The organism is Pseudomonas nitroreducens, assembly GCF_010994165.1.
Taxonomy (GTDB): domain Bacteria; phylum Pseudomonadota; class Gammaproteobacteria; order Pseudomonadales; family Pseudomonadaceae; genus Pseudomonas; species Pseudomonas nitroreducens.
On record NZ_WMBX01000001.1, the window covers coordinates 484,588 to 502,664 of the forward strand.

19 protein-coding genes and 1 riboswitch are annotated in these 18,077 nt (G+C 67.0%); of the genes, 15 read left to right on the plus strand and 4 right to left on the minus strand.

Going from position 1 to position 18,077, the window contains the following annotated elements; genetic code table 11:
* Window positions 1-18: 18 nt before the first annotated feature.
* Window positions 19-243: riboswitch (cobalamin riboswitch) on the plus strand.
* A gap of 270 nt (window positions 244-513) precedes the next feature.
* The 10 genes from cobO to GJV37_RS02325 are packed head-to-tail and all read left to right on the plus strand — an operon-like array spanning window position 514 to window position 9,507.
* Entirely contained in the window at window positions 514-1,125 is a 612-nt protein-coding gene (cobO, locus tag GJV37_RS02280; protein WP_024764575.1) for a cob(I)yrinic acid a,c-diamide adenosyltransferase, read from the plus strand.
* A gap of 28 nt (window positions 1,126-1,153) precedes the next feature.
* On the plus strand, window positions 1,154-2,449 hold the full coding sequence (locus GJV37_RS02285) for a cobyrinic acid a,c-diamide synthase CobB (RefSeq protein ID WP_084357542.1): 1,296 nt from the start codon (window positions 1,154-1,156) through the stop codon (window positions 2,447-2,449).
* Entirely contained in the window at window positions 2,446-3,096 is a 651-nt protein-coding gene (bluB, locus tag GJV37_RS02290; RefSeq protein WP_084357541.1) for a 5,6-dimethylbenzimidazole synthase, read from the plus strand. Before GJV37_RS02285 ends, bluB begins: the two co-directional genes overlap by 4 nt.
* The gene (gene cbiB, locus GJV37_RS02295; protein ID WP_170859319.1) at window positions 3,093-4,022 is read left to right on the plus strand and encodes an adenosylcobinamide-phosphate synthase CbiB; all 930 of its coding nucleotides are present in this window, start codon (window positions 3,093-3,095) and stop codon (window positions 4,020-4,022) included. Before bluB ends, cbiB begins: the two co-directional genes overlap by 4 nt.
* Complete coding sequence (gene cobD, locus GJV37_RS02300) at window positions 4,022-5,023, plus strand: threonine-phosphate decarboxylase CobD (RefSeq protein ID WP_065085787.1); 1,002 nt, start codon at window positions 4,022-4,024, stop codon at window positions 5,021-5,023. Before cbiB ends, cobD begins: the two co-directional genes overlap by 1 nt.
* 29 nt (window positions 5,024-5,052) lie before the next feature.
* Window positions 5,053-6,492 carry a cobyric acid synthase gene (locus GJV37_RS02305; RefSeq protein ID WP_170859372.1) on the plus strand — a complete coding sequence of 480 codons (1,440 nt, stop codon included), beginning with the start codon at window positions 5,053-5,055 and terminating at the stop codon, window positions 6,490-6,492.
* 27 nt (window positions 6,493-6,519) lie between these two features.
* Complete coding sequence (cobU, locus tag GJV37_RS02310; RefSeq protein ID WP_024764569.1) at window positions 6,520-7,041, plus strand: bifunctional adenosylcobinamide kinase/adenosylcobinamide-phosphate guanylyltransferase; 522 nt, start codon at window positions 6,520-6,522, stop codon at window positions 7,039-7,041.
* A complete protein-coding gene (cobT, locus tag GJV37_RS02315) occupies window positions 7,038-8,093 on the plus strand; it encodes a nicotinate-nucleotide--dimethylbenzimidazole phosphoribosyltransferase (RefSeq protein WP_170859318.1) in 1,056 nt (351 codons plus the stop codon). The genes cobU and cobT overlap by 4 nt, the downstream gene beginning before the upstream one ends.
* Window positions 8,090-8,677, plus strand: coding sequence for an alpha-ribazole phosphatase family protein (gene cobC, locus GJV37_RS02320; protein WP_169888842.1), 588 nt, complete (start codon window positions 8,090-8,092; stop codon window positions 8,675-8,677). Before cobT ends, cobC begins: the two co-directional genes overlap by 4 nt.
* 11 nt (window positions 8,678-8,688) lie before the next feature.
* Window positions 8,689-9,507 (plus strand): adenosylcobinamide-GDP ribazoletransferase, encoded by an 819-nt coding sequence (locus tag GJV37_RS02325; RefSeq protein ID WP_193452122.1) that lies wholly within the window; start codon window positions 8,689-8,691, stop codon window positions 9,505-9,507.
* A gap of 162 nt (window positions 9,508-9,669) precedes the next feature.
* Here the strand turns inward: GJV37_RS02325 and GJV37_RS02330 are convergent, their stop codons facing one another.
* Window positions 9,670-11,490: an acyl-CoA dehydrogenase C-terminal domain-containing protein gene (locus GJV37_RS02330; protein ID WP_169888840.1), complete on the minus strand. Its 1,821-nt coding sequence runs from the start codon at window positions 11,488-11,490 to the stop codon at window positions 9,670-9,672.
* A gap of 174 nt (window positions 11,491-11,664) precedes the next feature.
* Between GJV37_RS02330 and GJV37_RS02335 the strand changes: the two genes are divergently transcribed.
* The 5 genes from GJV37_RS02335 to GJV37_RS02350 all read left to right on the plus strand — a co-directional run bounded on the left by GJV37_RS02335 (window position 11,665) and on the right by GJV37_RS02350 (window position 15,180).
* Window positions 11,665-12,081 carry a MarR family winged helix-turn-helix transcriptional regulator gene (locus tag GJV37_RS02335; protein ID WP_024764565.1) on the plus strand — a complete coding sequence of 139 codons (417 nt, stop codon included), beginning with the start codon at window positions 11,665-11,667 and terminating at the stop codon, window positions 12,079-12,081.
* Window positions 12,082-12,155: 74 nt separating this feature from the next.
* Window positions 12,156-13,349 carry an MFS transporter gene (locus GJV37_RS02340; RefSeq protein WP_089285744.1) on the plus strand — a complete coding sequence of 398 codons (1,194 nt, stop codon included), beginning with the start codon at window positions 12,156-12,158 and terminating at the stop codon, window positions 13,347-13,349.
* On the plus strand, window positions 13,346-13,468 hold the full coding sequence (locus tag GJV37_RS29640; RefSeq protein WP_256205158.1) for a hypothetical protein: 123 nt from the start codon (window positions 13,346-13,348) through the stop codon (window positions 13,466-13,468). Before GJV37_RS02340 ends, GJV37_RS29640 begins: the two co-directional genes overlap by 4 nt.
* A 48-nt stretch (window positions 13,469-13,516) precedes the next feature.
* A complete protein-coding gene (locus GJV37_RS02345; protein ID WP_037007123.1) occupies window positions 13,517-14,068 on the plus strand; it encodes a glutathione peroxidase in 552 nt (183 codons plus the stop codon).
* A 179-nt stretch (window positions 14,069-14,247) separates the two neighbouring features.
* Window positions 14,248-15,180 carry a DUF2167 domain-containing protein gene (locus GJV37_RS02350; protein WP_038803295.1) on the plus strand — a complete coding sequence of 311 codons (933 nt, stop codon included), beginning with the start codon at window positions 14,248-14,250 and terminating at the stop codon, window positions 15,178-15,180.
* A 250-nt stretch (window positions 15,181-15,430) separates the two neighbouring features.
* On the opposite strand, the gene GJV37_RS02355 is transcribed toward GJV37_RS02350, so the two are convergent.
* From GJV37_RS02355 to purM, 3 genes are read right to left on the minus strand one after another with little or no spacing between them, the layout of a single operon-like run.
* On the minus strand, window positions 15,431-16,147 hold the full coding sequence (locus GJV37_RS02355; RefSeq protein WP_024764562.1) for a DUF3108 domain-containing protein: 717 nt from the start codon (window positions 16,145-16,147) through the stop codon (window positions 15,431-15,433).
* Between the two features lie 10 nt (window positions 16,148-16,157).
* Entirely contained in the window at window positions 16,158-16,808 is a 651-nt protein-coding gene (gene purN, locus GJV37_RS02360) for a phosphoribosylglycinamide formyltransferase (protein WP_037013713.1), read from the minus strand.
* On the minus strand, window positions 16,808-17,869 hold the full coding sequence (gene purM / locus GJV37_RS02365; protein ID WP_065085791.1) for a phosphoribosylformylglycinamidine cyclo-ligase: 1,062 nt from the start codon (window positions 17,867-17,869) through the stop codon (window positions 16,808-16,810). The genes purN and purM overlap by 1 nt, the downstream gene beginning before the upstream one ends.
* Between the last annotated feature and the right edge of the window lie 208 nt (window positions 17,870-18,077).

The window sequence follows — 18,077 nt, forward strand, 5'->3', positions numbered from 1 at the left end:
CCAGCCCGCCAGCCACTAAGCTGCGCGCCTGCTACAGGTGCCCGAGGCGCAAGTCGAGGGTGAAACTGGGAAGCCGGTGAATTCGATGCGCAATCGAGCATTCCGGCGCTGCCCCCGCAACGGTAAGCGAGCTTCGAACCGCATCCGCCACTGTGCCACTGGCATGGGAAGGCGCGGTTCTTTCGGAAACGCCAGGCGCTTCCACTCGCAAGCCCGGAGACCGGCCTGCTGCATCGCATGGCATCGCGGGAGGCGCTGTCGACGCAGGCCATGTGCGCCGCGCGTTGCCGTCCTCCGCCTGCCCCGACTGGTCAGTGCCGCGCGGGTGAGAGCGGCGGAGAATCCTTCAGGTGAATTCCCTGTTTCCCAAGCCGACGGCTTTCGCGCCGAGCGGCTTTTACCGCATGGCGCCTACGCACGCCGGCGGTTCGTTCCTGCCCATCCCATTCTCCGCTCGCTGCCGCCCTGCCGGCGAGCTGGCGCCTGCGCGCTCCCTTTCTAGAGGCAAACCCCATGACTGAATCCCCTGAAAAGGACGAACGCCACCGTTCGCGCATGCAGCGCAAGAAATCGGTGATCGACGAGAAGATCGCCCAGGCCCAGGGCGAACGCGGAGTGTTCCTGGTCAACAGCGGCAACGGCAAGGGCAAGAGCAGCTCGGCCTTTGGCATGGTCGCCCGTGCGCTGGGCCACGGCATGAAGGTCGGGGTGGTGCAGTTCATCAAGGGGGCTGCGACCACCGGCGAGGAGGCGTTCTTCCGCCGCTTCCCCGAGGAAGTCAGCTTCCATGTCATGGGCGAAGGCTTTACCTGGGAAACCCAGGACCGCCAGCGCGATATCGCCAAGGCACAGGCGGCCTGGGATGTGGCACGGCAACTGCTGGCCGATCCGCAGATAGGCCTGGTGGTGCTGGACGAGGTGAACATCGCCCTCAAGCACGGCTATCTGGAGCTGGACACCGTGCTCGCCGACATTGCCGCCCGCCCGTCGATGCAGCATGTGGTCGCCACCGGCCGAGGCGTGCAACCGGCCATGGTCGAGGCCGCCGATACCGTGACCGAGATGGGCCTGGTGAAACATGCCTTCAAGGCTGGCATCAAGGCGCAGAAAGGGGTGGAGTTCTGATGCCCTTCGTTGTGGCGGAGTGCTCCTGATGCTCGATGCGCGCCAATGCCCCGCCCTGCTGATCGCTGCCCCCGCCTCCGGGCAGGGCAAGACCACCGTGACCGCCGCCCTGGCGCGCCTGCACACGCGCCTCGGGCGCAAGGTGCGGGTGTTCAAGTGCGGCCCGGACTTCCTCGATCCGATGATCCTCGCCCGCGCCAGCGGCGCACCGGTTTATCAGCTGGACCTGTGGATGGTCGGCGAGGGCGAAAGCCGCCGGTTGCTCTGGGAGGCAGCCGGTGAGGCCGACCTGATCCTCATCGAAGGCGTGATGGGCCTGTTCGACGGCTCGCCCTCGGCCGCCGATCTGGCGCGGCGCTTCAACGTGCCGGTGATGGCGGTGATCAATGGCCAGTCCATGGCCCAGACCTTCGGCGCGATGGCCGTCGGCATGGCCACCTACCAGCGCGACCTGCCGTTCTCCGGCGTGCTCGCCAACCGCATCGGCAGCCAGCGCCACCGTGACCTGGTGCGTGACAGCCTGCCGGAATGGATTCGCTGGTATGGCGCATTGCCGCGCGACACCGAGGTCGAGTTGCCCAGCCGTCACCTCGGCCTGGTGCAGGCCGGCGAACTGGCGGACCTCGACGCGCGCCTGGACGCCGCCGCCGATGCCCTGGCCGCCAGCGCCAGCACCGAGTTGCCGGCGCCGGTGAGCTTCGCCGCGCCCGAACCGCGCAGCGAGTCTTCCCGCCTCGACGGCGTGCGCATTGGCGTGGCGCGGGACAACGCCTTCGCCTTCCTCTATCAGGCCAACCTCGATCTGTTGCGCGAGCTGGGCGCCGAACTGGTGTTCTTCTCGCCGCTGCGTGACGCATCGCTGCCGGAGGTGGACAGCCTCTACCTGCCCGGCGGCTACCCGGAGCTGCACCTGCAAGCGCTGGCCGACAACCGCGCCATGGCCCAGGCGATTCACGCCCACCACGAGAGGGGCAAGCCGATCCTCGCCGAGTGCGGCGGCATGCTCTATCTGCTCGATGCCCTGACCGACGTGGCCGGCGAACGCGAGGAGCTGCTGGCCCTGCTGCCGGGTGAGGCGCGCATGCAGAAGCGTCTCGCCGCGCTGGCGTTGCAGGCCGTGACGCTGCCCGAGGGCACCCTGCGCGGGCACACCTTCCACCATTCGTTGCTCGACAGCGCTGAAGTACCGCTGGCCCGTGGCGTCTGCCCGAACGACAAGCCGGTGGCCGAGGCCGTGTTCCGGCGTGGCCGGCTCACGGCGTCCTACATCCACTTCTACCTGCCATCCGATCCGGATGCCGCAGCCGCACTCTTCAGACCATGACCGATCACGCCTACAGCCCCGAGGAACGCGCCGCGCTTTACCGCGCCATCGCCGAGCGCCGCGACATGCGTCATTTCAACGGTGGCGAGGTGGCGCCCGAATTGCTCGCGCGCCTGCTGGAAGCCGCACACCAGGCGCCGAGCGTCGGCATGATGCAGCCTTGGCGCTTCATCCGCGTGACGTCCAGGGACGTGCGCCAGTCGATCCACCAATTGGTGGAAGAGGAGCGCATTCGTACCGCCGAAGCGCTGGGCGAGCGCTCCGACGAATTCATGAAGCTGAAGGTCGAGGGCGTGCTCGACTGCGCCGAGGTGCTGGTGGCTGCGCTGATGGACGGCCGCGAGGCGCATGTCTTCGGCCGTCGCACGCTGCCGAACATGGATCTGGCCTCGCTGTCCTGTGCCATCCAGAATCTCTGGCTGGCTTCGCGCGCGGAAGGGCTGGGCATGGGCTGGGTGTCGCTGTTCGATCCTGCCGCGCTCGGCGACCTGCTTGGCCTTCCGGACGGTGCCGAGGCGGTTGCGGTGATCTGCCTGGGGCCGGTCAGCGCGTTCTATTCCGCCCCGATGCTGGCCCTGGAAGGCTGGCGCCAGCCGCGCTCGCTGGACGAGCTGGTGTTCGAAAACCGCTGGGGAGAGAAGGCATGAGCCTGGCCTTGCTGAGCGTCCTCGGCGTGGCGCTGGACGCCCTGCTGGGCGAGCCGAAACGCTGGCATCCGCTGGTGGCGTTCGGGCGGTTGGCGGACCGGCTGGAGCGAAGGTTCAATCGCTCCCGCGCCGATGCCGGAAGCGACACCCCTGGCCTCGGCTGGCGCAGCCATGGCGTCACCGCATGGATCATCGCGGTCATTCCGCTGACCCTCATCGCGCTGTTGCTAAGCCTGCTGCCTTACGTCGGCTGGATCGTCCAGGTGCTGGCGCTGTACGCCGCCCTGGGGCTGCGCAGCCTGGGCGAGCACGCCGATCCGGTGGTGCTGGCGCTGCGTAGTGGCGACCTCAACGAAGCGCGCCTGCGCGTGGGTTACGTGGTCAGCCGCGAAACTGCCGAGCTGGACGAAACCGCGGTGGCCCGCGCGGCCACCGAGTCGGTGCTGGAGAATGGCAGCGACGCGGTCTTCGCGGCGCTGTTCTGGTTCGCCGTGGCGGGTGCTCCGGGCGTGGTGCTCTACCGCCTGAGCAACACCCTCGATGCCATGTGGGGCTACCGCAATGCGCGCTTCGAACGGTTCGGCTGGGCCGCGGCGAAGATCGACGATGGGCTCAACTACATTCCCGCCCGGCTGGTGGCGCTGACCTACGCGCTGCTGGGCCACACCCGGCTGGCCCTGCGCTGCTGGCGCACACAGGCGCCAAAATGGGACAGCCCCAACGCCGGCCCGGTGATGGCCGCCGGCGCGGGGGCTCTGGGCGTTTCGCTCGGCGGCTCCGCCCGCTACCACGGCGAGCTCCACGAACGCCCGCAGCTGGGCGAAGGCCCGGCGCCGACTGCCGTGGATATCTGGCGCGCGCTTGCCCTGGTGCGTCAGGGAGTGTTGTTGTGGTTGCTGATCATCCTGATTCTGGGAGTGCTCTGATGCTCGAACATGGCGGCCGGTTGCGCAAAGCGGCGCAGCAGTACGGAATTCCGCTCTCCGAGTGGCTGGACCTGTCCACCGGCATTTCGCCCTGGCCCTGGGCGTTGCCCAGCGTGCCAGCGGCGGCCTGGATGCGCCTGCCCGAGGACAGCGACGGCCTTGAAGCCGCCGCGCGGCGCTACTACGGTGCCGAGAAGCTGCTGCCGTTACCCGGCAGCCAGGCGGCGATCCAGCTGCTGCCGCGCTTGCGCCGACCGGGCAAGGTCGGCGTGGTTTCGCCCTGTTACGCCGAGCACGCCGAATCCTGGCGTGCCGCCGGGCACATCCTGCGAGAGGTCAGCGACCAGGAAGTCCCCCATCACCTGGAGCGTTTCGACGTGCTGGTGGTGGTCAACCCGAACAACCCCACGGGCAAGCGCATAGAGGCCGGTGTGCTGCTGGAATGGCACGCGCGCCTGCAGGAACGTGGCGGCTGGCTGGTGGTGGACGAAGCCTTCATGGACTGCACTCCCGAGCACAGCCTGGCGCCCAGTTGCGCCAGCCGTCCGGGGCTGATCGTGCTGCGCTCCTTCGGCAAGTTCTTCGGCCTGGCCGGTGCGCGGCTGGGCTTCGCCTTCGCCGAACCGCGCCTGCTGGAAAGCCTGGCGAAGCTGCTCGGCCCCTGGGCGGTCAACGGTCCCACGCGCTGGGTTGCCCAGGCGGTGCTGGGGGAGTTCCAGGAACAGATCCAGCGGCGCCGTGACCTCAACGAGGCGAGCCGGCGCCTGGCCGGCCTGCTGGGCGAACACGGCTTCGCGCCCCAGGGCGGCACGTCGCTGTTCCAGTGGGTGGTGTCCATGCGTGCTCACGCGCTGCGCGACCATCTGGCGCGCCAGGGGATTCTCGTGCGCCTGTTCGAGACACCCGGCAGCCTGCGCTTCGGTCTGCCGCCGGACGAGAAGGGCTGGGAGCGCCTGGAGCATGGCCTGCGCACCTTCAACCAGATGGAGAGCCTGCGGTGACGTTGCCCAGCGCACACAGCGCGACCTTGATGGTGCAGGGCACCACTTCGGATGCCGGCAAAAGCACGTTGGTGACGGCGCTGTGCCGCTGGCTGCGCCGCCAGGGCGTGGCGGTGGTGCCGTTCAAGCCGCAGAACATGGCGCTCAACAGTGCGGTGACTGCCGATGGCGGCGAAATCGGACGCGCCCAGGCGGTGCAGGCGCAGGCCTGCCACCTGGCGCCGCACACCGACATGAACCCGGTGCTGCTCAAGCCCAACAGCGACACCGGTGCCCAGGTGATCATCCATGGCCGCGCGGTCACCAGCATGAACGCGGTGGTCTACCACGACTACAAGCGCGTGGCGATGCAGGCGGTGCTAGAGTCCCACCAGCGCCTGAGCGCGCAGTACCCGGTGGTGATGGTCGAAGGTGCGGGCTCGCCGGCGGAGATCAACCTGCGCGCCAACGACATCGCCAACATGGGCTTCGCCGAGGCAGTGGACTGCCCGGTGATCCTGATCGCCGATATCGATCGTGGCGGCGTGTTCGCCCACCTCGTGGGCACCCTGGAGCTGCTCTCCGAGAGCGAGCGGGCGCGGGTAAAGGGCTTCGTCATCAACCGTTTCCGCGGCGATATCGCGTTGTTGCAGAACGGCCTCGATTGGCTGGAGGAGCGCACCGGCGTGCCGGTGCTGGGCGTGTTGCCGTACCTGATGGACTTCCACCTGGAAGCCGAGGATGCCATCGACACCCGCCAGGCCGCCAAGACCGGCGAGCGACTGCGGGTCGTCGTGCCGGTTTTGCCGCGCATCAGCAACCACACCGATTTCGATCCGCTGCGCCTGCACCCGCAGGTGGAGCTGACCTTCGTCGGCCCTGGCCAGCCGATCCCACCGGCGGACCTGATCATCCTGCCCGGCTCCAAGAGCGTGCGTCCTGATCTCGCTTTCCTGCGCGCGCAGGGCTGGGAAGCGGCGATCCAGCGCCACCTGCGCTACGGCGGCAAGGTGCTGGGTATCTGCGGTGGCCTGCAGATGCTCGGCCGTACTCTGGCCGATCCGCATGGGCTGGAAGGTGCGGCGGGGGAGAGCGAGGGGCTCGGCCTGCTGGACCTGCTCACCGTGCTGGAGCCGCAGAAGCAGTTGCGCAACGTCAGTGGCCGGCTGGCGCTGGAAGATGCTGCGGTGAGTGGTTACGAGATTCACGCTGGCGTCACCCGAGGCCCGGCGCTGGCCAATCCCGCCGTGCGCCTGAGCGATGGCCGTGCCGATGGCGCGTTGAGCGACGATGGCCAGGTGATGGGCACTTATCTGCACGGGCTGTTCGAGTCCTCCGCGTCCAGCGCCGCACTGTTGCGCTGGGCGGGGCTGCACGAGGTGCAGCAGATCGATTACCACGCCCTGCGCGAGCGCGACATCGAGCGTCTGGCCGACCAGGTCGAGGCGCATCTGGATACCGAGAAACTGAGGCGGCTGTGTGGGCTCTGAAACTGTCTTTCGTAGGAGCGGGAACCCATGCTTGAACTGATTCTCGGCGGCGCCCGCTCGGGCAAGAGCCGCCTGGCCGAGCGCCTGGCGCAGGACAGCGGCCTGCCGGTCACCTACGTCGCCACGGCCCAGGCCGGCGACGGCGAGATGTCCACGCGCATTCTCCAGCACCGCGAGCGCCGCCCGGAACACTGGGGCCTGGTGGAAGAACCGCTGGCCCTGGCCGACGCACTGGAGCGCCTGGCCGCACCCGGCCACTGCGTGCTGGTGGATTGCCTGACCCTGTGGGTCACCAACCTGCTGATCCATGAAGACGGCTGGCGCCTGCGCGGCGAGATCGACGCGCTGCTGGAAACGCTGCCGCACCTGCCGGGGCGCATCCTTCTGGTCAGCAACGAAACCGGGCTGGGCGTGGTGCCGATGGGCGAGCTCAGCCGCCGATATGTCGACGAGGCCGGCTGGTTGCACCAGTCCCTGGCCGAGGTCAGCGAGCGCGTGGTGTTCACCGTCGCCGGCCTGCCCATGGTGTTGAAGGGGGAAGCGTTATGAGTCTGCAATGGTGGCTGCAAGGCACCCAACCGATCGACCGCGTGGCGCAGGACAAAGCCGCCGCGCGTCAGGACCAACTGACCAAGCCGCGTGGCGCACTGGGCCGGCTGGAAGAGGAAACCATCCGCCTGGCCGGCCTGCAGGGCCGCGAGCGGCCGGGCCTGGAGCATGTCTGGATCGCCCTGTTCGCCGGTGACCACGGGGTGGTGGCCGAGGGCGTATCGGCCTATCCGCAGGCGGTGACGGTCGAGATGCTGCGCAACTTCGTGCGCGGCGGCGCGGCAATCAGCGTGCTGGCGCGCGACCTCGATGCGCGCCTGGAGGTCATCGACCTCGGCACGGCAACGCCGCTGGAGCCGCTGCCGGGTGTGCTGCACGTGATGGTCGGCGCCGGTACGGCGAACTTCACCAAGGAGCCGGCGATGACCGCCGCGCAATGCCTGATCGCCCTGGAAGCCGGCCGCGAGTCCGTGCGCCGCGCGCAACAGGCCGGCGCCGAGCTGTTCATCGGCGGCGAGATGGGTATCGGCAACACCAGTGCCGCCGCTGCGCTGGCCTGCGCGCTGCTCGACGAACCGGCCCGCGCGCTGGTCGGCCCCGGCACGGGGCTGGACTCGCAGGGTGTCGCCCGCAAGGTCGAGGTGATCGACCGCGCGCTGGCGCTGCACCGCGCCCACTGCGACGAACCGTTCGAAGCGCTGTGCCGCCTGGGCGGCTTCGAGATTGCCGCACTGGTCGGCGCCTACCTGGCATGTGCGCAGAAGGGTATTGCCGTGCTGGTGGACGGCTTCATCTGCAGCACTGCCGCGCTGTGCGCGATTCATCTGAATCCGGCCTGCCGCGACTGGCTGCTGTTCGCCCATGCCGGTGCGGAGCCGGGGCACAATCGTGTGCTGGCCGCGCTCGACGCGCAGCCGCTGCTGGACCTTGGCCTGCGCCTGGGCGAGGGCAGTGGCGCGGCGCTGGCAGTGCCGCTGCTGCGCCAGGCCTGCCGGCTGCACAGCGAGATGGCGACCTTCGCCGAAGCGGCGGTATCGGATCGCCCGGCATGACGCTGCGGCTGGAATTGCTGCGCCACGGCGAGACCGAGCGCGGCGGTGGCTTTCGCGGACGGCTGGACGACGCGTTGACCGAGCGCGGTTGGGCGCAGATGCGCGCGGCGGTGGGCGACGAATGTCGCTGGGCGGCGCTGGTCAGCTCGCCGTTGCAGCGTTGCGCGGCCTTCGCTCGGGAGCTGGCGGCGCGCCACGGCCTGCCGCTGGGCTTTGAGCCAGGCTTGCAGGAGCTGGATTTCGGCCAGTGGGAAGGCATTTCGCCAGCTAAGCTGATGGAGACGGATGCGCAGGCGCTCGGACGCTTCTGGGACGATCCCTACGCTTTCCCTCCACCGGGCGGCGAGGCCATGGGCGACTTCGAATCCCGCGTCTTTGCGGCGCTGGAGCGGCTCTACCAGGCCCATGCCGGATCTTCCGTACTGGTCGTCACCCATGGCGGTGTGATGCGCCTGTTCGGCGCCCTGGCCAGCGGCCTGCCGGCGAAGCGTCTGTTGGAAGTGGTGGTGGCCCACGGCGAATGTATGGTGCTGGACCTGACCCGCGAGGGTGATGGCTGGCGTATCCAAAAGGCGCAACCATAAGTCGACCTCTGATGAACAACCTGCACCCGGAACGCGACCAGGAAGCCCCCGAGCCGCCTGCTGAAGCGAGTGGCGAAGACGCGCGCGCCGCCCAGCTCAGTGACTGGTGCCTGCCGCTGGTAGCGTTGCAGTTCCTGACTCGCCTGCCGGTGCGCCTGGGGCACATGCCGACGCCGCAGCAGTTCGGCCGCGCCACGCTGTATTACCCGCTGGTGGGCCTGCTGATCGGTTCGGTGCTGTTCGCCATGGGAGAGTTGCTCAGCGGTGTGCACCTGCTGTTGCAGGCGGCACTCATCCTTCTGGTGTGGGTGGCCTTCACCGGCGCGCTGCACCTCGACGGCCTGGCCGACACGGCGGATGCCTGGATCGGCGGGCTGGGCGACCGCGAACGCACGCTCGCAATCATGAAGGACCCGCGCTGCGGCCCGGCCGCGGTGGTCGCCCTGGTGCTGTTGCTGCTGCTGAAGTTCGCGGCGATCACCGCCATTCTCGGCAACCAGCAGCACTGGGGTTTGCTGCTGGCGCCCTGGCTGGGTCGCTGCGCGTTGCCGCTGCTGTTCCACACCACCGATTACGCGCGCAAGGGCGGCCTGGGCCAGGCGCTGGCCGATCACCTGCCGCGCGGTGCGATGCCGTGGATGCTGGCGGCCAACGCCGCTCTGATGGTGCTGGTGGGCTTGACCGGCATGCTGGCGCTGGCGGTCGCGCTGGTGATGTTCGTTTGGCTGCGCAGCCGCTTCATCGCCCGCCTGGGCGGCACCACCGGGGATACCGCCGGGGCGATGCTGGAGATGATCGAGTGCGCGGTGCTGGTGGCGTTGGCGCTCTAGAGTCCAACGGATAGGCGCGTGGGCTGTTTGTGTAGGAGCGAGCTTGCTCGCGAACTGCAGGGCACCGCTGCTCTCGGGAAGCTTGTTCGCGAGCAAGCTCGCTCCTACAAAATGCCTTCACTCCCGCTCTCCCATGGGAGAGCGGGATAGCTGTGCCTAGCATCAATCGAACGCGAAATGCTCCGTCTTCAACCCCATGATCGACCGTACCGGCTTGGCCATCGCCGCCGCGTGCCCCTTGGCGCGGGGTAGCAGGCGGGCGAAGTAGAAGTCGCTGGTGGCGATCTTCGCCTTGTAGAAGTCGCTCGACTCGCTGCCGCCCTGGCGCAGGCGCTTGCGTGCGGCGGCTTCCTGCAGCGCCCAGGAATACGCCAGCGCGGCGTAGCCGGAGAACATCAGATAGTCGTGGCTGGCGGTGCTCACCAGGTCGCGCTGCTTGCGGGCGGTGAGGGCGATGCGCAGCGTGAGGATGTTCCACTGCGCGCAGAGCTTGAGCAGCGTGAGCGCGCGGCCACGCATGGCCGGTTCCTGCTTGAGCAGGTCGACGGCGAATTTCGCCACTTGCCGGGTGAAGTCGCGTACGGCCTTGCCCTGGGTCATCAGCAGCACCTTGCGGCCGAGCAGGTCCAGCGCCTGGATGCCGGTGGTGCCCTCGTAGAGCGTGGCGATCCGCGCATCGCGGACGATCTGCTCCATGCCGTGTTCCTTGATGTAGCCGTGGCCGCCGAACACCTGCATGCCGAGGTTGGCGCTCTCCAGGCCCAGTTCAGTCAGGCAGCCCTTGAGGATCGGGGTGAGGAAGCCGAGCTTGTCGTCCCAGCGGTCGTACTCGGCGTTATCGTTGGTCAGCAGGCCCTGGATCATCTTGTCGGCGTACTGGGTGGCCAGGTAGATCAGCGCGCGGCCGCCCTCGGCCACGGCCTTCTGGGTCAGCAGCATGCGGCGCACATCGCCGTGGTGCATCAGGCTATCGGCGATCTCCCCCGGCTCCTTGGTGCCGGAAAGGGCACGCATGGAGCGACGCTCGCGGGCATAGGCCAGCGCGCCCTGGTAGGCCAGCTCGGCGGTGGCCACGCCCTGGATCGCGGTGCCGATGCGCGCGCTGTTCATGAAGGTGAACATGCATTCCAGGCCCTTGTTCGGCTCGCCGATCAGGTAGCCGGTGGCGCCGTCGAAGTTCATCACGCAGGTGGCCGAGGCCTTGATACCCATCTTCTTCTCCAGCGCACCGCAGCTCACGCCGTTGCGCGGGCCGAGGGAGCCGCCTTCGCCTGGAAGGAACTTGGGCACGATGAACAGCGAGATGCCGCGCGTGCCTTTCGGTGCATCCGGCAGGCGGGCGAGGACGATGTGCACGATGTTCTCGGTGAGATCGTGCTCGCCCGAGGAGATGAAGATCTTGGTGCCGGTGATGGCGTAGCTGCCGTCGGCGTTGGATTCCGCGCGGGTCTTCACCTGGCCCAGGTCGGTGCCGCACTGCGGCTCGGTGAGGCACATGGTGCCGCCCCAGCGGCCTTCGGTGAGCGGGGTGAGGTAGGTGTGTTTCTGCTCCTCGGTGCCGTGCTGCATCACGGTGTTCATCGCGCCCAGCGACAGGCCCGGGTACATGGAGAACGGCCAGTTGGCGGTGCCCAGCATTTCCTGCTTGAGCGCGCCCAGGCTCATCGGCAGGCCCTGGCCGCCATATTCCACCGGGTGCGACAGGCCCTGCCAGCCGCCGGCCACGTAGGCGTCGTAGGCTTCCTTGAAACCCTTGGGCGTGCGTACTTCGCCGTTCTCCAGGTGGCAGCCTTCCTCGTCGCCGCTGTGGTAGAGCGGGGCGATCACCTCTTCGCAGAGCCTGGCGCATTCGCCGAGGATGGCATCGACCATGTCCGGCGTGGCTTCACCACCATTCACCAGGTTCTGGTAGTGGCCGGGGAAATCGAAGACTTCGTTGAGCAGGAAGCGGGTGTCGCGCAGCGGGGCTTTGTAGACGGGCATCGGGGACCTCGGACCGTGATGCGCCCCGCCGAAATCGCGGGGCTGGATGGCCGCAGTTATACGGCTGGCGCGATGCGGTGCCCTTGGCTGCGCCAACGCCGGGCGCTGGCAGATGGGACAATCGGTCGCATCGGCCATTGCGCTTGAGCGATTGCGGGTATATACACGTATCCCATGCTGACCACTCAATGTCTCTGTACCAAACTGCGTCGCTCGGCCCGTGCCGTGACCCGCGTCTACGACGATGCCTTGAAAGGCGTCGGGCTGACGACTGCGCAGTTTTCCCTGTTGCGGCATCTGTCGCGGCTGGAGCAGCCGAGCATCTCCGACCTGGCCGAGGCCATGGGCCTGGACCGCAGCACCCTGGGGCGCAACCTCAAGCCGCTGGAAGCCGACGGCCTGGTGAAGCTGGAAGAGGGTGAGGACCTGCGCAACCGCATTGTGGCGCTGACTCCCGCAGGATTGGAACGCATTGTCCGCGGCGGCGAAGCCTGGGACGCGGCGCAGCAGGATGTAGCGGTCCACCTGGGCGATGACAAGCGTCGGCAACTGGAAGCCCTGCTGGATGAACTGGCCGCGCTGGAGAGCTAGCGCAGGCCAGCGTGCACTGGATACGAACGATTAGAAGCGGGTATATACCCGTGTAGGAGCAAGTGATGTCGAAGCTGTCGCGTACGGGGTTCTGGATACTGCTATCCGGCGCCCTGATCCTCGCCCTGTCCCTGGGCACCCGCCACGGCTTCGGCCTGTTCCTGGCGCCGATGAGCGCCGAATTCGGCTGGGGGCGCGAGACCTTCGCCTTCGCCATCGCCCTGCAGAACCTGATCTGGGGCATCGCCCAGCCGTTCACCGGGGCCATTGCCGACCGCTTCGGCGCGATGCGCACGGTGGTGGTGGGCGGCATCCTCTATGCCATCGGCCTGGTGCTGATGGGCTATTCCGATTCGGCCTTCAGCCTGTCGATGAGCGCCGGCCTGTTGATCGGCATCGGCCTGTCGGGTACCTCGTTCTCGGTGATTCTCGGTGCGGTCGGCCGCGCGGTGCCGCTGGAGCAGCGCAGCATGGCGATGGGCATCTCGGCGGCGGCGGGCTCGTTCGGCCAGTTCGCCATGCTGCCCGGCACGCTCGGGCTGATCAGCTGGCTCGGCTGGTCTGCCGCGCTGCTCGCCCTCGGCCTGATGGTGGCGCTGATCGTGCCGCTGGCCGCGCTGATGAAGGACAAGCCGCTGCCGATGCAGGGGCACGAGCAAACCCTGGCCGAGGCGCTGCGCGAGGCGGCGGGGCATTCCGGCTTCTGGCTGCTGTCTCTGGGCTTCTTCGTTTGCGGCTTCCAGGTAGTGTTCATCGGCGTACATCTGCCGGCATACCTGGTGGACCGTCACCTGCCGGCCACCGTCGGTACCACGGTGCTGGCGCTGGTGGGGTTGTTCAACGTGTTCGGCACTTATATCGCCGGCTGGCTCGGCGGGCGAATGAGCAAGCCCAAGCTGCTCACCGGCCTGTACCTGCTGCGCGGCGTGGTGATCATCGCCTTCCTCTGGGCGCCGTTGACCGTCTGGACTGCCTACCTGTTCGGCATTGCCATGGGCCTGCTGTGGCTGTCCACGGTGCCGCTCACCAACGGCACGGTGGCCACGCTGTTCGGCGTACGCAACCTGTCGATGCTCGGCGGCATCACCTTCCTGTTCCACCAGATCGGCGCCTTCCTCGGCGGTTGGCTGGGCGGCTACGTGTATGACCACACCGGCAACTACGACCTGGTCTGGCAGATTTCCATCCTCCTCAGCCTGCTGGCCGGCCTGCTCAACTGGCCGGTGCGCGAGCGTCCTGTCGAGCGCGCCGCGCTGGGGACGGCGTGAAGCGCCCACTGGTGATCGCGCTGGTGCTGGGCCTCGGCCTGGCGCTGGCGGGCCTGGCGTGGTGGGGCTGGCAACGTGGTGGCCTTGCGCTGATGCAACTGGGCATGGGCAGTTGCTGATGCCCGTCGTGCGGGGTAGCGTGACGGGATAATTCGAGGATCACTGCCATGCGTCTTTCCCTGCTCGCTCTCTCTCTTCTCTTGCCGCTGGCGGCCCAGGCCGCCGATTGCCCGGCGCTGCTCAAGACCCAGGGCGAACTGCCCAAACTGCGTTCCAAGGATGTGCTCGACCTGTGCAAGCTGTACGCCGGCAAGCCGCTGGTGATTGTGAATACCGCCAGCCACTGCGGCTTCACCCCGCAATTCAAAGGGCTCGAAGCCGTCTACCAGAAGTACAAGGGCCAGGGCCTGGAAGTACTCGGCGTGCCCTCCGACGATTTCAAGCAGGAAGACGCGGACGCCGCCGAGACCGCGAAGATCTGCTACGGCAACTACGGTGTGACCTTCAACATGACCTCGGTGCAGCACGTCAGCGGCGACGAGGCGATCCCGCTGTTCAAGGACCTCGCCCAGCAGGCCGACCAGGTGCCGCGCTGGAATTTCTTCAAGTACGTAGTGGACCGCCAGGGCAAGGTGGTGGCGGAGTTTTCCAGCCTGACCAAGCCGGATGATCCGGAGCTGCAAGCGGCAATCGAAAAGGCCATCGCCAGCCAGCCGTGAGCGTGCGAATGAGCTCTTCGTAGGAGCGAGCTTGCTCGCCCCTGCAGATGAATGCTGGCTCCGTGCCCGAATGCAGAAATTTCCTGTTACAGACCGACTGGGTCAGTGAGACAATCCGCGCCCGGCGCCACCACCGGTGGCCGCCGATGTCATGGATTCGATTCAGGAGATTCACCTCTATGGATGGCAAAGCCCTCTTCCTCGTTGCCTTGCTTGCCCAGGCCGTCGCTGCCCCGGCGTTCGCTGCACCCGCTACCTCCAACCAGAGCGAAGCCCCCGCGGCTGCCGCTGCTCCCGCCGCCGAGTCGGACGAGGAGATGTCGCCCGAGACCTTCGTCGCCAGCCTGCATTTCCAGAAGGGCAAGGTGGTAGTGGGCGACAACCTCGCCACCTTCGACCTGCCGGATAATTTCGTCTTCCTCGACAGCAAGGATGCCGAGCGCGTACTGGAAGCCTGGGGTAACCCGCCCAGCTCCGAGCCGCCGCTGGGCATGCTGATGCCGGCCGGCGTCTCGCCTTTCGAAGCCGCCTCCTGGGCAGTGACTGTGCAATACGAGGAGAGCGGCTACGTGTCCGACGAGGACGCGGCGAAGATCGATTACGCCGAGATGCTCAAGGACATGCAGGACGACCTCAAGCAGGCCAATCCGCAGCGCGAGCAGCAGGGTTTCGAGGCCATCCAGCTGATTGGCTGGGCCGCGCCGCCGCGTTACGACGCCGCCGAGAAGAAGCTCTACTGGGCCAAGGAGCTGCAGTTCGGCGACGCCAAGGAGCACACGCTGAACTACAACATCCGCGCGCTGGGCCGCAAAGGCGTGCTGGTGCTGAATTTTGTCGCGGGCATGGAGCAACTGCCGGAAATCGAGAAGAACGTCGGCAAGGTATTGGCGATGACCGAGTTCAACCCGGGCAACCGCTACGTCGACTTCAATCCCAGCGTCGACAAGGTTGCCGCCTACGGCCTGGGCGCGCTGATCGCCGGCAAGGTTGCCGCCAAGGTCGGGCTGTTCGCCACCCTGCTGGTTCTGCTGAAGAAGCTGTGGATCGTCCCGGCCCTGGCCATCGGCTGGATCGCACGGCGATTCAAGCGCAAGCCGTCGAACGAAGGCTGATTCTCCAAGCAAGGAAAAGCCGGGCGTTGCCCGGCTCTTTCGTTTCTGCGCCACTCGTGGCGTAGGCCCTGTAGGTGCGAGGGGGCGCCATCGTTATTGCCCGCGGACCGCCCAACACCGATGTCGCCGGGTGGCTCTGTTCGCGAGCAAGGACTGGGCGTCCCCCTGGTTCCTACGAAGCGCTGTACGCCGCAGTGAGCGGCCAATAAAAAAGCCGGGCATCGCCCGGCTTTTCTTGTGCGCTGGAGGATCAGCCTTTCTCGCCCTGAACCGCCTTGCCGTTCACGGTGCCTTCCTTGAGCATGATCTGGTACTCCTTGCCGTCGGACTCCTGCTGGTACAGGCGCACGAGGAGGAAGTCCCAATCCTTGGCAAACCAGAGGATGGTCTTGCGGTTGCTCTTGGTGGGGTCACGCACGCGCTCCACCTTGATCGCGGTGATCAGGCCGGCCTGGGTACGCACCTTCTCCTCGCCGAGAACACGGAAGTCGTAGGTATCGACGTCGGTTCCCTCGATGACCTGGTAGCTCATGGCCTTCTTGCCAACGGCCACGTCATGCTGCAGCGCGAGTTGGTAGGTGGACTTGTCCAGTTGGCCCTTGTTCAGCGGCTGACGTACCTGGTCGCCACGGTCGCTGCCCAGCACCTGCTTCTCGGCCCAGTCGAAATCGAGCTCGGTCTGCTTGTTCTTGCCCAGGCCTTCGCGGGCCCAGCGGTAGGTCAGCGGCAGGTAGGTGTCGTTCTCGACCTTGAACGTGCTGTTCTCGGTCAGGCTGGCGAGCAGCATGGAGGCCTTGAAATTCAGCTCCCAGCGGCCGCCGTCGCCTTGCTTGAGGCTGCGGGAGGCGGTGCCGCTGATGGGCATCTGCTTCCAGTCGGCGGTGTAGCTGGCGTCGAACGGTTCCAGCTCATAAGCCTGGGCCGGCAGGGTCAGCACGGCCATCAGGAATAACAGAGCTCTACGCATCGCGAATCTCCTAGGTTCGGTACGAATGGCCGGATGCGGGCAGAAGCTCCCCATCCAGCATGGCGCCATGTTCGCCGAGCCTGACTCGGCCTTCGGCGAACCAGCGCATGGCCAGCGGATAGATCACATGTTCCTGCACGTGCACGCGCTGGGCCAGCGTTTCCGGCGTGTCGTCAGACTCTACCGGGATTGCCGCCTGTACGACCAGAGGCCCACCATCAAGTTCCTCCGTGACGAAGTGTACGCTGCAGCCGTGCTCGGCATCGCCAGCCTCCAGCGCCCGCTGGTGCGTGTGCAGGCCCTTGTACTTGGGCAACAGGGACGGATGGATGTTCAGCAGGCGGCCCTGATAGTGACGCACGAAGTCCGCGCTGAGGATGCGCATGAAGCCGGCGAGCAGCACCAGGTCGGCGTCGAAGCCATCGATGGCCTGGATCAGCGCGGCATCGAAGCTTTCGCGGTCGGCGTAGGCCTTGTGGTCGAGGAAACGGGTCTCGATGTGGGCCTTACGCGCGCGCTCCAGGCCGTAAGCGTCCGCGCGGTTGGAGATCACCGCGCGGATCACTGCCGGCGTGTCGGCGCCGGCGAGACTGTCGATCAGGGCTTGCAGGTTGCTGCCGGAGCCGGAAATCAGCACCACGACATTGCAAGGTGTGGACATCAGTGGCCTTTCAGGTTGTTCAGGACCACGCGCTCGGCGTCGGCGGCACAAGCCTCGATGCGGCCGATGACCCACGGCTGCTCGCCGGCGTCACGCAGGGCCTTCAGGGAAGCATCGACCTGATCCTGGGCGACGCAGATGACCATGCCGACGCCGCAGTTCAGCACGCGGTGCATCTCGGTCTCGTCGACGTTGCCTTTTTCCTGCAGCCAGTCGAAGACCGCCGGGCGCTGCCAGCTGGCTACATCGACCACCGCCTGGGCGTTGTCCGGCAGCACGCGCGGGATGTTGTCCAGCAGGCCGCCGCCGGTAATGTGGGCCATGGCCTTGACCGCGCCGGTCTGCTTGATCAGTTGCAGCAGCGGCTTGACGTAGATGCGGGTCGGGGCCATCAGCAGGTCGGCGAGGGGCTTGCCGTTCAGCTGGGTGGATTCGATGTCGGCGCCGGAGACTTCGATGATCTTGCGGATCAGCGAGTAACCGTTGGAGTGCGGGCCGGAGGAGGGCAGGGCGATCAGGGCGTCGCCGGCAACCACTTTCGAGCCGTCGATGATTTCCGATTTTTCCACCACGCCGACGCAGAAGCCAGCCAGGTCGTAGTCTTCGCCTTCGTACATGCCCGGCATTTCGGCGGTTTCACCACCGACCAGGGAGCAGCCGGCCAGCTCGCAGCCGGCGCCGATGCCGGTGACCACGGTGGCGGCCACGTCGACATTGAGTTTGCCGGTGGCGTAGTAGTCGAGGAAGAACAGTGGCTCGGCGCCGCAGACGACGAGGTCGTTCACGCACATGGCGACCAGGTCCTGGCCGATGCTGTCGTGCTTGTTCAGGTTCAGCGCCAGGCGCAGCTTGGTGCCGACGCCATCGGTGCCGGAGACCAGCACGGGTTGCTTGTAGCCAGCCGGGATTTCGCACAGAGCGCCAAAGCCACCCAGGCCTCCCATCACTTCAGGACGTGCGGTGCGCTTGGCGACGCCTTTGATGCGTTCGACCAGGGCTTCGCCGGCGTCGATGTCCACACCGGCGTCCTTGTAGCTCAACGAGGGTTGCTTGCTGCTCATAAATCCAGGCCTATAGAAGGGATGATTCGTCTTGCCGCCGGGTGCGCCGTTTGCGCTTCCCGGCCTGCGCGGGAGGCGCGGGATTTTATCAGGCTTGCCCGGCAGCGGCCATCTCGCGCTGTTGCCGCTGGCCGGACGGCTGTTTAAGGTATAGGCCTTCCTTGCCGTCGCGTTTGTCGACGGTGCCTTCGTTTTCCTGCGCGAGAAC

Coding starts and splice junctions, on each gene's coding strand:
- GJV37_RS02285 (WP_084357542.1), top strand. CDS start 1,154: ATGCTCGATGCGCGCCAATGCCCCGCCCTGCTGATCGCTGCCCCCGCC.
- purN (WP_037013713.1), bottom strand. CDS start 16,808: ATGTCCACACCTTGCAATGTCGTGGTGCTGATTTCCGGCTCCGGCAGC.
- cobO (WP_024764575.1), top strand. CDS start 514: ATGACTGAATCCCCTGAAAAGGACGAACGCCACCGTTCGCGCATGCAG.
- cbiB (WP_170859319.1), top strand. CDS start 3,093: ATGAGCCTGGCCTTGCTGAGCGTCCTCGGCGTGGCGCTGGACGCCCTG.
- GJV37_RS02325 (WP_193452122.1), top strand. CDS start 8,689: ATGAACAACCTGCACCCGGAACGCGACCAGGAAGCCCCCGAGCCGCCT.
- cobU (WP_024764569.1), top strand. CDS start 6,520: ATGCTTGAACTGATTCTCGGCGGCGCCCGCTCGGGCAAGAGCCGCCTG.
- GJV37_RS02335 (WP_024764565.1), top strand. CDS start 11,665: ATGCTGACCACTCAATGTCTCTGTACCAAACTGCGTCGCTCGGCCCGT.
- cobT (WP_170859318.1), top strand. CDS start 7,038: ATGAGTCTGCAATGGTGGCTGCAAGGCACCCAACCGATCGACCGCGTG.
- purM (WP_065085791.1), bottom strand. CDS start 17,869: ATGAGCAGCAAGCAACCCTCGTTGAGCTACAAGGACGCCGGTGTGGAC.
- GJV37_RS02330 (WP_169888840.1), bottom strand. CDS start 11,490: ATGCCCGTCTACAAAGCCCCGCTGCGCGACACCCGCTTCCTGCTCAAC.
- GJV37_RS02345 (WP_037007123.1), top strand. CDS start 13,517: ATGCGTCTTTCCCTGCTCGCTCTCTCTCTTCTCTTGCCGCTGGCGGCC.
- cobC (WP_169888842.1), top strand. CDS start 8,090: ATGACGCTGCGGCTGGAATTGCTGCGCCACGGCGAGACCGAGCGCGGC.
- GJV37_RS02350 (WP_038803295.1), top strand. CDS start 14,248: ATGGATGGCAAAGCCCTCTTCCTCGTTGCCTTGCTTGCCCAGGCCGTC.
- GJV37_RS02305 (WP_170859372.1), top strand. CDS start 5,053: ATGGTGCAGGGCACCACTTCGGATGCCGGCAAAAGCACGTTGGTGACG.
- GJV37_RS02355 (WP_024764562.1), bottom strand. CDS start 16,147: ATGCGTAGAGCTCTGTTATTCCTGATGGCCGTGCTGACCCTGCCGGCC.
- bluB (WP_084357541.1), top strand. CDS start 2,446: ATGACCGATCACGCCTACAGCCCCGAGGAACGCGCCGCGCTTTACCGC.
- cobD (WP_065085787.1), top strand. CDS start 4,022: ATGCTCGAACATGGCGGCCGGTTGCGCAAAGCGGCGCAGCAGTACGGA.